General features: G+C 71.3%; 14 protein-coding genes and 1 other annotated feature. Of the genes, 3 read left to right on the forward strand and 11 right to left on the reverse strand.

What is annotated here, in order from left to right; translation table 11 throughout:
* Nucleotides 1-9 precede the first annotated feature (9 nt).
* The 6 genes from HNR00_RS01680 to modC form a co-directional block, all read right to left on the reverse strand.
* Nucleotides 10-1,488 carry a SulP family inorganic anion transporter gene (locus HNR00_RS01680; protein ID WP_183563818.1) on the reverse strand — a complete coding sequence of 493 codons (1,479 nt, stop codon included), beginning with the start codon at nucleotides 1,486-1,488 and terminating at the stop codon, nucleotides 10-12.
* Between the two features lie 65 nt (nucleotides 1,489-1,553).
* Nucleotides 1,554-1,609: a sequence feature (sul1 is cis-regulatory element that is thought to sense ions involved in sulfur or methionine metabolism; They are found in Alphaproteobacteria), on the reverse strand.
* A gap of 58 nt (nucleotides 1,610-1,667) precedes the next feature.
* Nucleotides 1,668-2,813 (reverse strand): adenylate/guanylate cyclase domain-containing protein, encoded by a 1,146-nt coding sequence (locus tag HNR00_RS01685; RefSeq protein WP_183564278.1) that lies wholly within the window; start codon nucleotides 2,811-2,813, stop codon nucleotides 1,668-1,670.
* A gap of 206 nt (nucleotides 2,814-3,019) precedes the next feature.
* Entirely contained in the window at nucleotides 3,020-3,736 is a 717-nt protein-coding gene (locus HNR00_RS01690) for an LrgB family protein (protein WP_183563821.1), read from the reverse strand.
* Complete coding sequence (locus tag HNR00_RS01695) at nucleotides 3,733-4,134, reverse strand: CidA/LrgA family protein (protein ID WP_183563824.1); 402 nt, start codon at nucleotides 4,132-4,134, stop codon at nucleotides 3,733-3,735. Before HNR00_RS01695 ends, HNR00_RS01690 begins: the two co-directional genes overlap by 4 nt.
* Before the next feature lie 10 nt (nucleotides 4,135-4,144).
* Nucleotides 4,145-4,624, reverse strand: coding sequence for a tellurite resistance TerB family protein (locus tag HNR00_RS01700; RefSeq protein WP_183563827.1), 480 nt, complete (start codon nucleotides 4,622-4,624; stop codon nucleotides 4,145-4,147).
* Between the two features lie 50 nt (nucleotides 4,625-4,674).
* Nucleotides 4,675-5,778, reverse strand: a complete 1,104-nt coding sequence (gene modC / locus HNR00_RS01705) for a molybdenum ABC transporter ATP-binding protein (protein WP_183563830.1) — start codon at nucleotides 5,776-5,778, stop codon at nucleotides 4,675-4,677.
* A 159-nt stretch (nucleotides 5,779-5,937) separates the two neighbouring features.
* Between modC and HNR00_RS01710 the strand changes: the two genes are divergently transcribed.
* A complete protein-coding gene (locus HNR00_RS01710; protein WP_183563833.1) occupies nucleotides 5,938-6,594 on the forward strand; it encodes a glutathione S-transferase in 657 nt (218 codons plus the stop codon).
* A gap of 200 nt (nucleotides 6,595-6,794) precedes the next feature.
* Here the strand turns inward: HNR00_RS01710 and modB are convergent, their stop codons facing one another.
* The 4 genes from modB to HNR00_RS01730 form a co-directional block, all read right to left on the reverse strand.
* On the reverse strand, nucleotides 6,795-7,496 hold the full coding sequence (gene modB / locus HNR00_RS01715; RefSeq protein WP_183563838.1) for a molybdate ABC transporter permease subunit: 702 nt from the start codon (nucleotides 7,494-7,496) through the stop codon (nucleotides 6,795-6,797).
* 22 nt (nucleotides 7,497-7,518) lie between these two features.
* Nucleotides 7,519-8,313 (reverse strand): molybdate ABC transporter substrate-binding protein, encoded by a 795-nt coding sequence (modA, locus tag HNR00_RS01720; RefSeq protein ID WP_183563842.1) that lies wholly within the window; start codon nucleotides 8,311-8,313, stop codon nucleotides 7,519-7,521.
* A 97-nt stretch (nucleotides 8,314-8,410) separates the two neighbouring features.
* Nucleotides 8,411-8,581: a hypothetical protein gene (locus HNR00_RS01725; protein ID WP_183563845.1), complete on the reverse strand. Its 171-nt coding sequence runs from the start codon at nucleotides 8,579-8,581 to the stop codon at nucleotides 8,411-8,413.
* Nucleotides 8,582-8,649: 68 nt separating this feature from the next.
* Entirely contained in the window at nucleotides 8,650-8,850 is a 201-nt protein-coding gene (locus HNR00_RS01730; protein ID WP_183563848.1) for a hypothetical protein, read from the reverse strand.
* Nucleotides 8,851-9,079: 229 nt separating this feature from the next.
* Here HNR00_RS01730 and HNR00_RS01735 point away from each other — a divergent pair, with 229 nt between their 5' ends.
* Entirely contained in the window at nucleotides 9,080-10,009 is a 930-nt protein-coding gene (locus tag HNR00_RS01735) for a 50S ribosomal protein L11 methyltransferase (protein WP_183563851.1), read from the forward strand.
* Nucleotides 10,010-10,061: 52 nt separating this feature from the next.
* Here the strand turns inward: HNR00_RS01735 and HNR00_RS01740 are convergent, their stop codons facing one another.
* Entirely contained in the window at nucleotides 10,062-11,507 is a 1,446-nt protein-coding gene (locus tag HNR00_RS01740) for a methyl-accepting chemotaxis protein (RefSeq protein WP_183563854.1), read from the reverse strand.
* A 308-nt stretch (nucleotides 11,508-11,815) separates the two neighbouring features.
* On the opposite strand from HNR00_RS01740, the gene HNR00_RS01745 reads away from it, so the two are divergent.
* Nucleotides 11,816-12,817 (forward strand): helix-turn-helix transcriptional regulator, encoded by a 1,002-nt coding sequence (locus HNR00_RS01745; protein ID WP_183563857.1) that lies wholly within the window; start codon nucleotides 11,816-11,818, stop codon nucleotides 12,815-12,817.
* The last annotated feature ends 75 nt before the right edge of the window (nucleotides 12,818-12,892 follow it).

Here is a 12,892-nt window from a genome sequence, read left to right on the forward strand (position 1 = left end):
CGCCCCTGTTCAGTGCACCGGGAGCGAGGCACCCGGCTTGTCGTGCCGGCTGAAGCGCTCGACCAGGGTGGCGCTGGCCTCATTGAGGCCGACCACCTCCACGACCCGGCCCTGGCGGCGGGCCTTCTCGACCACGCGGTCGAGGGCACCCACCGCCGAGATGTCCCAGAAATGCGTCGCGTGCAGGTCGATGACGAGGCGCTCCGCCGGCGCGCGGGCGTCGAGCGCATCAGTGAAGGCGCCCGCCGAGGCGAAGAACACCTGTCCGCTCACCCGGTAGGTCCGGGTGCCGCCATCCGGCGACAGTTCGGAGGTGGCGCGGACCATCCGCGAGACCTTTCCCGCGAAGAACACCCCCGACAGCAGCACGCCGACGAGGACGCCGATGGCGAGGTCCTTCGTCGCGACGACGACGGCGACGGTGGCGAGCATGACGAGCGAGGATGGCAGCGGGTTGGTGCGCAGTTCCAGCAGCGAGCGCCACGAGAAGGTGTTGAGCGAGACCATGATCATCACCGCCGTCAGCGCCGCGACCGGCACGACGGCGAGGAGATCCTGCAACGCCACGAGCAGCACCAGCAGGACGACGCCCGCCACCAGCGTCGAGAGCCGGCCCCGCGCCCCCGACGACACGTTGATGACCGATTGACCGATCATGGCGCAGCCGCCCATGCCGCCGAACACGGCCGAGCTCATGTTGGCGAGCCCCTGGCCGACGCATTCGCGGTTCTTCGAGCTGCCGGTGTCGGTCATGTCGTCGACGATCTGCGCGGTGAGCAGGCTCTCCAGCAGGCCGACCGCGGCGAGCGTGGCCGCATAGGGCAGGATGATCCGCAGCGTCTCGAAGGTGAGCGGCACGTCGGGCAGCGCGAAGGATGGCAGCGTCGTCGGCAGCGCGCCGAGATCGGCCACCGTGCGCACGTCGAGCCCGAGCCAGGCGGTGAGCGCGGTCAGCACCGCGATGGCGACGAGCGGCGAGGGCACCGCGCGGGTGATCCGGGGAAAGCCGTAGATGATGGCGAGCCCGAGCGCGATCAGCCCGTAGGTCGCCGGCGTGACCCCCGTCAACTCCGGTAGCTGCGCCAGAAAGATCAGGATCGCGAGCGCGTTGACGAAGCCGGTCATCACCGAGCGCGAGACGAAGCGCATGAGGCGCCCGAGCCGCATCAGGCCGGCGGCGATCTGCAGGACGCCCATCAGGATGGTGGCGGCGAAGAGGTACTGCACGCCGTGATCGCGCACGAGATCGACCATCACCACGGCGGTCGCTGCGGTGGCCGCCGAGATCATGGCGGGCCGCCCGCCCGCGAACGCGATCACGATGGCGATGACGACGGAAGCGTAGAGACCGACCTTGGGATCGACCCCGGCGATGACCGAGAAGCCGATGGCCTCCGGGATCAGGGCCAGCGCGACGACGAGGCCCGAGAGCGTGTCGGCCCAGGGCGAGCCGAGCCACGCGCGGGCGGCGTTTTTGACGGAGGACATCGTTGAAAATTTCCGCAAGGACGCAGGCCCACGCGGGAGGCGGGGCGATGGAGGCGTCTCGAATGCGTGATCCGGCGGATCGGCGGCCGGAAGAGCCACCCGGGCTTGCACCGGGTCCAGGCGAATTTTTTGTGTTTAGAGGGTCGGGTGCTGCGGTGCAACGTGTTCGGCACCTCGGTTCAAGCGGAGGCTGCCGACCGTCCGGGCACGCCGGCCGCCGCCTGCGGCCGCGTCGGCCGTGCCGCGTGGTCCGGCTTACGGTCGGCGACGACGCCCGTGCGATGACCCGACGAAACGGCCGTGACCGGAGCCCGCGCCTGCGCCAGCGCATGCACGGCCATGGTCTCGCTGCGTCCTCGCAGGCGGTGATCACCGAGCGCCTCGGCCTCGATCCCCTCGGGAAGGGCGGGCAGCCGGGCCAGCACCGCATCCGAGACCAGCACGCTGCGTCCGGTCTCCCGGCACAGGCCCTCCAGTCGCGCGGTCGCGTTCATGACGTCGCCGAAATAGGCGATCTTGTGCCGGTCGACGCCGACCTCCGCCGTCACCACGCTGCCGCCGTGCAACGCCGCGCGCAGTTCGGGAACGAGGCCGAACCGGGCGAGCCAGCGCTCCCGGTCCCGTTCGAGCGCCCGGTGGATCGCGAAGACGCAGGCGACGCAGCGCGCCCGCTCGATGCCCCGCGCCAGCGGCCAGGAGACGATGACCTGATCGCCGATATAGTCGTCGACCTGTCCGCGATGGCGCCGCACCGGCTCGGCGATGGCGGCGAAGACGGCCTTCAGCAGTTCCTGGGCGGCGAGGTCGCCGTGCCGCTCGGCGTAGGCGGTCGATCCGACGAGATCGAGGAACAGGAACACGCGCTCCTCGCTGACCGGGCGGTGATAGCGCCCGAGGATGAGGCTCGCGAAGGTCTCGCTGCCGATCAAGTCGCGCACGCGCAGGACGGTGACGATCAGCGCCGAGACCGCGAGCGCGAACGGAACGGTGTGGAGCTTCGGCGTCACCGCTTCGAGGAAGGGCTTGTCCGCGATGCCGAGCGCCCAGATCACCACGCCGGTCGCCGACATCGCGACGACGATCAGGACCGCCATGCTGATCTCGGCGGCGGCGAAGTAGGCGAGCGTCGGCAATTGCCGCAGGCGCCGGCTGTAGGCGGCCAGGAAGAGCCCGCGCTCGTAGGCGATCATTAGGACGCCGACGCAGGTGCCGTAGATCGTGCCCACGAGGGTCGGCCCGTCGTGGAACAGGACGCCGTGCAGCGCGCCGAACCCGGCGCTGACGGCGGCCATGACGATCCAGAAGGCCGGGCTGCCGTACGACATCGTCCTCACCGGCTCGGGGGCTCTCCGAAGGTGGATCGGCAATCGCGGCGACAGCGTGACCTTCGAACACGTTTCGGCCTCGCCCGCTTCCCTGTCGTGCGCTGCCGCACGGGACGCGAAACCGCAATGCCCGATCGGGAAGGGCCGCATGGACGATCTGTCGGCCTCCGCCGTTCGCCGATTTTCCGGCCGAGCGGCGGGCCGCGTCAGCGCAAAAAACTCACCGCCACCGGCACCAGCACGGCGGTCAGGAAGGCGTTGAGCCCCATGGCGATGCCGGCGAAGGTGCCGGCGACCTCGCTGACCTGGAAGGCGCGGGCCGTGCCGAGGCCGTGGGCGGCCAGCCCCGCCGCGAAGCCGCGGGCGCGCATGTCCTCGACGCGCAAGAGCCGCATCAGCGGCGTGACGATGAGGGCGCCGGCCATGCCGGTCATCATCACCAGCACCGCGGCGAGCGTCGGGTCGCCGCCGAGCGCCTCGACGATGCCCATGGCCACGCCCGTGGTCACGGATTTCGGGGCCATGGCCAGCATCACCTCGTAGGGGATGCCGGCGATCGTCGCGAAGACCAGCGCCGAGCCCATCGCGGTGACGCAGCCGACGACGAGCGCGGCCCCCATCGGCAGGAGCGCGCGCATCACCGTCTCGCGCCGCTCGTAGAGCGGCACGGCGAGCGCCACGGTGGCCGGCCCGAGCAGGAAGTGGACGAACTGCGCGCCCTGGAAGTAGGTCGGGTAGGGCGTGCCGGTCACGAGCAGCACGAGGCCGATCATCCAGACCGCATGGATCACCGGATTGGCGGCCGGGTGGCGCCCGGCGGCCTGGAAGAGCCGGTCGGCCACGGCGTAGGCCAGCAGCGTCACCGTGAGCCACAGCAGCGGCGTCTGGGTGAGATAGACCCAGAGGGCGAAGTCGCCGCTCATGGCCGTTCCCCGCCCCGCCGGGCCATCAGCCGCGAGACCGCGACGAAGGTCAGCACGGTCGCGGCGAGCGTTAGCGTCACCGAGAGGCACAGCACGATGGCGAGCGCCAGCCCATGGCTCGCCAGCACGTCGAGCTTGCCGACGATGCCGACGGCGGCCGGCACGAACATGATCGAGAGATGGGCGAGCAGCCCCTTGGCCGTGGTCTCCAGCCCGCCATCGACCAGGGGCGGCGGCAGCCAGCGGGTGGAGGCCGGGCGCCAGCGGTCGCGCAGCGCCAGGAAGGCGAGGAGAAGCGCCATCCCGATCACCGGCCCCGGCACCGGCACCCCGACGGCCCGGGCGCAGGTCTCGCCGAGGAGCTGCGCCAGCAGGATCAGGGTCAGGCCGACGATCATCGGACGGCGATCAGGCGAGGGCGGCCGCGCCGCCGCTCTGGGCCAGGGGGCGGGCGGCCTGGATGCCGGCCTCGTCGAAGCCGAGCAGCTTGCCGAGCCGCCAGACCAGTGCTTCCTCGAATTCGTGCACCGCCCCGTCGGCGCCCGCGACCGCCCAGGCCATGGCGAGGAGCTTCTCCCGTTGCTCCGGCGCGCCGTCCTCCCCGATCAGCTCGACGAGGCTCGTCAGGTCGCGGGTCTGCGCGTCGAAGGCGGCGGCGCGGGCGATCAGGTCGCGCGCCGCCGCGTCGCTGTCGGCGTAGCGCCCGCGCACGAGGCGGGCCAGCCGCTCGGTCTCGGCCGCGTCGAGCACGCCGTCGGCGCGGGCGATGTGGACGAGGAGCGCGGTTGCCGCGAGATGCGCCTCGTCGCCGTCGGGCAGCGCCTCGGTCGGAGCCGGCAGCCCGAAGGCGGAGGAGGCGTAGGCGAGGAGACGGGACAGCAGAGCCATGGCAACGCTCGTACCCCATCCGGTCACCCTGCGGGAGAGCCGCAGCGCACTCAGATCTCGATGCGCGCGCCGGGCGTGAGGCCGGCATCGAGGGCGACGCTCTTGACGATGGCGTGGACGGGCGCGCCTTCCGCGAGCCCGAGGTCGAGCGCCGAGGCGCGGGTGAGACGGGCAAGCAGGATCGCCTCGCCGCAGGCGACCTCGACGAGGCAGGCGGCCCCCTCCTCCCGCAGAGACGCAACCCGGCCGGGCAGGACGTTGCGGGCGCTCAAGCCCCGCGGCGCCTCGGTCGCCAGCAGCACGTCGCGGGCGGGTAGGCGCAGGTTCAGCCGCCGGCCCGGCGGCAGCGCCAGAAGCGGCACGTCGAGCCGCAGACCGCGTCCCTCGCCGGGGCCGGTCAGCCGGGTCAGGCCGGAGGCCGCGTCGTGGCCCTCGACCGTCATGGCGAGCACGCTGCCGGCCTCCGCCCCGTCCGGGATCAGGTCGGCCCGGCGCAGCACCGCATCGACCGGCCCCTGGCCCGCGACGCGGCCCGCGTCCAGCACCACCACCGTCGAGGCGAGGCGGGCGACCTCGGCGACCGAATGGCTGACATAGACGATCGGCAGCCCGGCCTCGTCGCGCAGCCGCTCGATATAGGGGAGGATCTCGCGCTTGCGGGCCTCGTCGAGGGCCGAGAGCGGTTCGTCCATCAGCAGCAGACGCGGGCGGGCCAGAAGCGCCCGGCCGATGGCGACGCGCTGGCGCTCGCCCCCCGACAGGCCGGCCGGGCGCCGCTCCAGCAGGGCCGCGATGCCCAGGAGGTCGGCCACCGCATCGAGGCTCGGGCCCCCGGCCCCGCGGGAAAACAGCCGGCCGAAGCGCAGGTTCTGCCGCACCGAGAGATGCGGCAGCAGCCGCGCCTCCTGGAACACGCAGCCGATCCGGCGGCGATGCACCGGCACCCGCACGCCCTTTTCCGTGTCGAGCAGCACCGTGCCGTCGACGACGATGCGCCCGCGCTGCGGCTGCGCGAGACCGGCGATCAGGTCGATCACCGTGGTCTTGCCCGAGCCGGAGCGGCCGAACAGGGCGGTGAGCCCGGCGTCCGCGGTGAAGGCGACCTCCAGCGAGAAGGTTTCGCGCCGGAGCGCGACGTCGACCTCGATCGTCACGGGCTAAGGGCTCCGGAGCGGGCTATCGCCGTGTCCGACCACTCCGGGTCGGATCACGCCTCCAGCCTCTTGTTTTGACGCGCTTTCTTTCGACGAACCGGTATCCACTTCGTCGGAAGGCGCTCCTGCCGGGTTGTCGGCGGGTAGCAAGGAGCCCCGATGATCACCGTCCACCATCTGGAGAACAGCCGCTCGCAGCGGGTGCTGTGGCTGCTTGAGGAACTCGGCCTCGCCTATTCGGTGAAGCGCTACGCCCGCGACCCCGCCACCATGCTGGCGCCGCGGGAGCTGCGCGCCGTGCATCCGCTCGGCAAGTCGCCAGTGATCGAGGCGGACGGCCACGTGGTGGCCGAGACCGGCGCCATCGTCGAATTCCTGACGACCCGCGCGGGCGGCGCCCTGGTGCCGCCGCCGGGCAGCGCGGAGCGGGCGCGCTACACCTACTTCCTGCACTACGCCGAGGGCTCGGCGATGCCGCCGCTGCTGCTGAAGCTCGTGTTCTCGCGGCTCGCCCCGGGCAGCCCCGCCCTGCTCCGGCCGCTGGTGCGGGCGATCGCCGCGAAAGTCACCGGCGGTTTCGTCGATCCGGAGCTGCGCCGCCACGCCGATTACTGGGAGGCGGAACTGGCCGAGCGCCCGTTCTTCTGCGGCGAAGCCTTCACCGCCGCCGACATCATGATGAGCTTTCCGCTGGAAGCCTTTTCCGCCCGCGGGACCAGTGCGGGGCCGCGGGTGAGCGACTGGCTCGCCCGCATCCACGCCCGGCCGGCCTATGGCCGCGCGCTGGAGCGGGGCGGGGCCTACGCCTACGCGTGACGCCGGCTTCGATCGGGTGTCCCGAGCCGGATCGCGCGCGCATTCCCCTCCCCCTTGCGGGGAGGGGTAGGGGTGGGGGTCGGGCCGAAGGCACCGAAGCGGTTCCTCCTGAACCACCCCCACCCCGAACCCCTCCCCGCAAGGGGGAGGGGACGCCCCGCGGCGCCCGACCGCCACATTGTCGAAGGCAGCGTTCCCCATCACCCCGCCCCCAGCCGCCGCCGCATGCGCCGGGCCAGCACCTCGGAGGCGAGCAGCGCCAGCATCGAGACCGCGACCGAGACGAGCGTGAGCCGGAGCGCCGCCCCCTCCCCGCCCGGAACCTGGGTGAGCGTGTAGATGGCGGACGGCAGGGTCTGGGTCTCGCCGGGGATGTTCGAGACGAAGGTGATCGTCGCGCCGAACTCGCCCATCGCCTTGGCGAACGCCAGCACCGCCCCGGCGAGGCAACCGGGCAGGCTCAGCGGCAGGGTGACGAGCAGGAACACCAGCGGCGGGGCGGCGCCCAGCGTGCCCGCGGCCTGTTCGAGCTTGCGGTCGACCGCCTCGATCGACAGCCGCATCCCCCGCACCATCAGGGGAAAGCCCATCACCGCGCAGGCGAGCGCCGCCCCGGTCCAGCGGAACGAGAATACGATTCCGATCTCGGAAAGCCACGCCCCGAACACGCCCCGGCGGCCGAAGCCGAGCAGCAGCAGGTAACCCGTCACCACCGGCGGCAGGATCAGCGGCAGGTGGACCAGCCCGTCGAGCAGCGCGTGGCCGGGGAAGCGCCGGCGTGCCAGGAGCCACGCCACGGCGAGCCCGGGCGGGAGGCTGCACAGGGTGGCCACAGTCGCGACCTTCACCGACAGGAGGAGCGCCGTCGCCTCGTCCGGGGTGAGGCCGAGCCCGCTCAGCATGGCGCGGTCGGACGGCGCGGGCTCAAGAGCGCTTCTCGGTGCCGATCACCCCAAAACCCTGGCGCTCGAAGAACGGCCGGGCCGCGGGGCTGCGCAGATAGGTGAGGAAGGCAGCAGCATCGGCGTTCCGGGACTCCTTCGTCAGCGCGGCCGGGTAGACGATCGGCGGATGGCTTCCCTCGGGAAACGTCGCCACCACCTCGACGCCGGGCTCGCTCGCGGCGTCGGTCGCGTAGACGATGCCGAGCGGCGCCTCGCCGCGGGCGACGAGGAGCAGGGCCGCCCGCACGTTCTCGGCCTGGGCGACTTGTGTCCTCACGCCGTCCCAGGCGCCGAGCTTTTCGAGCGCCGCCTTGCCGTATTTACCCGCCGGCACCGCCTCGACGTTGCCCATCGCGAGCCGCCCGCCGGCGAGCGCCTTGGCGAGATCGACGCCCGGCTCCAGCGCGACTTTTTGGGTCGAGCCCTTCGGTGCCACCAGCACGATGGCGTTGCGCAGGAGGTTGACGCGGGTCTCAGAGCGGATCGTGCCGTTCTTCTCGGCGTAGTCCATCCAGGCGAGATCGGCGGAGACGAACAGGTCGGCGGGCGCGCCCGCCTCGATCTGCTTGGCCAGCGCGTTCGAGCCCGCATAGGAGATGCGCGTCGTCTTGGCGGTCTCCTGGGTCCAGGCGGCGCTCGCCTCGTCCAGCGCGTTCTTCAAGCTCGCGGCGGCGAAGACCGTCACCGGCTCGTCGGCGCGGGCCGGGGTCAGACCGCCCGCGAGAGCGAGCATCAGGCCGGCGATCCAGGCGCGGCGGGTGCGGGATACGGTCATGGGGACGGCCTCCGGCGCCGCCGTCGCGGCGGCCCGGAAGCGCTATAGCCGAGCGGGAACGACGCTGCCAGGGGCAGCGCCGGTTCCGTCGACGGCCTCAGCCATTGTCCGGCCCGGTCGCGGAGGGCTCCGGCTCGCCGGCCGTGAATCCTTCGAGCCAGTCGAGGCTCTGCTGCGAACCCGCCTCGTAGGGGTTGGCGGAATCCGGCTGGCCCTGCGCCTTGGCGGCCCGGCCCTCGTCGTAGATCGCACGCGACACAACAGCCATCGAATCGTCCTTCTGGAAGTTCGTCCGCTCGAAGAAGCCGGCCGGCGCGAGAGTGTTCCCCGAGCCTGTCAGCCCTGCGGCGTCTGTTCGTCGCCCGGCCGGGTCTCGGCGCGGTGGAGGCGGCTGAGCAGCACCAGCAGCGGGCCGGGCAGCGGCGCTTCGAGGGCGCCGGCATCGAGAATCGGCGGGCGGCCGGTGCGGCGCCGGTCGGGCCGCGGCTCCTGCTTGACGACGATGGGCGGTCGGCGGCGGACGGGGCTGGGTGTCATGACGACCGGAACTCGAGGACGCCTATGTGGGAACGAATGCGGTTGTGAACGCGGGTTTTGCACGCCGGTTCCGCGATATTCGTCTACAAATTAAACAGGTTGCCCGCGGATTAGGCTGGTTCGGGCTTGCGTGTGGCGTGCCCGCGACGGCCCGGTCCGGTCCCCGCGCCGGCGGTTTCCTGCGAGAAGTCCGTGGCCGGACGGACCGGCGGATGCTAGAGGGCGCCCCATGCTCGAAGGCCTGCCGCCGCACCGTCCCACGCACGTCCTGCGCCTGATCACGGACGAGCCGTCCGCGCGCGCCATGACCGAACTGCTGGGCGAGATGTTCGATCCGATGGAGACGGCGGTCGCCGCCTTCGAGGTCGAGGAGACCGGCGTGGAGACCGGGACTTGGCGCCTCGAAGCCTACTTCTCGGAAGAGCCCGACGCGGAGATGATCCGCGCGCTGATCCGCCCGCTCGTGGGCGATCGGGCGGACGAGGCCGCCTTCGAGACCATCGACCAGCAGGATTGGGTGCGCGCCTCGCTCGAAGGGCTGAAGCCCGTGCGGGCCGGGCGCTTCCTCGTCCACGGCTCGCACGACCGGGAGCATGTCCGCGCCAACGACCTCGCCATCGAGATCGAGGCGGCGCTCGCCTTCGGCACGGGGCACCACGGCACCACGCTCGGCTGCCTGCGGGCGCTGGTGGCCGAGTTGAAGCGCCGCCGCCCGGCCCGGGTGCTCGATGTCGGCACCGGCACCGGCATCTTGGGGTTCGCCGCCGCCCGCGCGCTGCACACGCCCGTGGTGGCGGGCGACCTCGACCCGGAAGCGGTCCTGACCGCCCGCGAGAACGCCCGCCTCAACGGCCTCGGCCCCCTGATGCGGCTCTACCAGGGGCCGGGCGTGCGCCACGCGCTGGCGAACCGCCCCCGCGGCTTCGACGTGGTGTTCGCCAACATTCTGGCCCGGCCGCTCAAGCGGCTCGCCCCCACACTCACCGCGGTGGTGGCCGACGACGGCGTGCTGATCCTGTCGGGCCTGATCGAGCGCGACGTGCCCGGCGTGCTCTCGACCTACCGCCATCGCGGCTTCCACCTCGCCCGCGCCGGCCTGATCGAGGGCTGGGCCACCCTGGTGCTGCGCCGGGGCGGCGCGGCGGCGAGACCTCGCTGAAGACAAGATCTCGCCGAATCTTTGCCGCGCCGAGGCGGCAAGGGGCGGATCGTCAGGCGAACGCCCTCGCAGACTCCCGCACCTGCCGCGTCGCGTCGTCGACCCGCGTGCTCGCCTGCGCGATCGTATCGACGCCGGCCGCGATGCTGGCAGCGCCGCGCGAGGCCGCCTGCATGCTGCCGGACATCTCGCGCGTGACCACCGATTGCTCCTCCACCGCCGCGGCGATGGCGGCCGACACCGCGTCGAGCGAGCGGATCGTCGCCTGGATCGAGCCGATCGCGGTGACGGCCTCGTGCGTGGCGCCCTGCGTCGTCGCGATCTGATCCCGGATCTGCGTCGTGGCGCGCGCGGTCTGCTCCGCGAGCGCCTTGACCTCTGCGGCGACCACCGCGAACCCTTTGCCGGCCACGCCCGCCCGCGCCGCCTCGATCGTCGCGTTGAGGGCGAGGAGATTGGTTTGCGCCGCGATGCTCTGGATCATCGAGACGACGTCGCCGATCTGCGCCGCCCGGCTGCTCAAGCTGGCGATGATGTCTCCGGCCTGCCGGGATTGCTCGACGGCCTCCCGCGCCATCTGGGCGGCGGCATCGACCTGCTGTCCGATCTCGCCGACCGAGGCCGACAACTCCTCCGAGCCGGCCGCCACGGTCTGGATGTCGCCGGCCACGCGGGCGACCGTGCCGGCCGCCTGCGCGGCCTGCTGGGCGACATCCTCGACGGCCTGCCCGATCGCGTCGAGATCGGTGCCGATCCGCCGCTGCGCCTCGGCCCGCCGCTGCCGCTCGTTCACCTGCGCCGTGATGTCCGTGGCGAACTTCACCACCTTGATCACCCGTCCCTCGGCGTCGAGGACGGGGTTGTAGGTTCCGTGGATGTGGACGATGCGTCCGCCGCTGGCGACGCGGCGGTATTCGGCCGCCTGATGCGTACCGTCGGCGAGCGCCGACCAGAAGGCCCGGTAGTCGGGGCTCGCCTGTTCGGACGGATCGACGAAGAGCCTGTGATGGCGGCCCTTTATGTCCTCCAGGCGATAGCCCATCAGGGTGAGGAAGTTGCGATTGGCCTCGACGATCGTGCCGTCGGGCGTGAAGACGATCACCGCGTGCGAGCGGTGCAGGGCGGCGATCTCGCCGTCGAAGTCGCTGACCAAGGCCTTCCGCGCAGTCACGTCGGTCGCCAGCATGACGATTCGGGCGACACGACTCGAGCGGCCCCCGAGGCCGAGATAACTCGCCTCGAGCCAGACCTCGCGCCCGTCCTTGGCGATCCGCTTGAACGCGCCGGTCCGGTCGATGCCGCGGCCGAGCGCGTCCCAGAAGTCGCGCTCGTCCGCGGCCTCGCGCTGAGAGGGATCGACGAGCAGGCCGTGGTGCCGTCCCCGAAGCTCGCCCGCTTCGTATCCCATGATGCTCAGGAAGTTGGCGTTGGCCGTCAGGATCGTTCCGTCCGGGCCGAACTCGGCCATCGCGTGTGACTGGTCGAGCGCTGCAAACATCCCGATCGCCGTGGGAAAGTGAAAGCCGAACACTGCGGGACCCCCGAATATCTCCGATATGCGAGACGTTCGATACGTCGCACATCTGTAAGACCTGCAATCAACTTATGCATCCGGGCTTAAAGCGTAGTTAATCGTCGCTTTTGCGTAATAATTATACGTTATGCGTGATCATGATACAGTGACAACAATATTGCGCTGAAAGGACGCGGGGTTGCATCTCGTTGTTCGGCAGCACTACACACGTCCGGCGAGCCTCGGGCTCCTGCCGGACAGAGCACGTTTTCGCCCATGCACCCGTCCGCACGATGACGAGCCCGAGCCCGACCCGGCCCGACGTCTGGCGGCCTCAGGCGCATCTCTCGGCGAAAATCCATTCGCTCGATGAACTGAGGCGGTTCAACGAGCGCGGCGGGATCGCGGTCGACATCGACGTCCTGCGCTCGGTCGATCCGTGGGTGGAGATATCCGGCAGCCAGAGCGAGGATTTCAGCTTCTGGCGGACCTCGTCCCGCAGCGGCTTCGTGACGAAACCGAAATTCTCCGCCGACCTCGTGACGATCCGCTTCGTGGTGAGCGGCCACTTCACCTATTCAGGCCGGGGCGGGGACATCCTCGGATCGCCGGCCCACGCCACGCTCGTCGGTTTCGAGACCATCGCCGAGGTACGCGCCTCGGACTGGGTCGATGCGGTCAGCGCGACGATCGCGGCCGAGACCCTCACGGCGGCCAACCACGCCCTGACGGGCCGGGACGATCCGGGGCTTCCGACCTTCGCGCCCGTCGCCGACATGACGCTGCCGGGCATGAGCGCCCTGTTCCGCACGGTCCAGCGAGTTCAGAGCTGGACCCGGGACCAGGATCGCCCGGTCGACCTGCTCTATCCGCTGATCCGGGAGGTCATGAGCTATCAGCTTCTGTCCTCCTGGCCGAAGGCGGCCCCTCCGAGGCAGGCGGCCGGGGCGGACGTACCGTCCCGGCGGCTCGGGATCGCGATCGATTACATCGAGGAGAACCTGTCGAAGACCATCGTCCTGTCCGACGTCGCCGCGGCCGCCTCGATGAGCGTCCGGTCGCTGCAGGACAAGTTCAAGAAGGAACTCGGGCGCACCCCGGTCCAGTTCATCGTCGATCGCCGCCTCGAATGCGTCCATCGGGACCTGATCGCCGGACCCAAGGCCGCGTGGTCGATCGCCCGGATCGCGCGCCACTGGGGCTTCGCCCACATGGGCGATTTCGGGCAGCGCTATCGCCGGGCTTACGGCTGCACGCCGTCCGAGACGCGGCGGAAATCCGCCTCGAATCCTTGAGGGTCTCGCGACGGCGCCGTGCCCGCTCACGACCCTCGGCGAGACCCGCCATTGTCCCCGCCCCGGCCGCGGCGT

Origin of the sequence: Methylorubrum rhodinum (assembly GCF_014199935.1) — a bacterium.
Lineage (GTDB): Bacteria > Pseudomonadota > Alphaproteobacteria > Rhizobiales > Beijerinckiaceae > Methylobacterium > Methylobacterium rhodinum.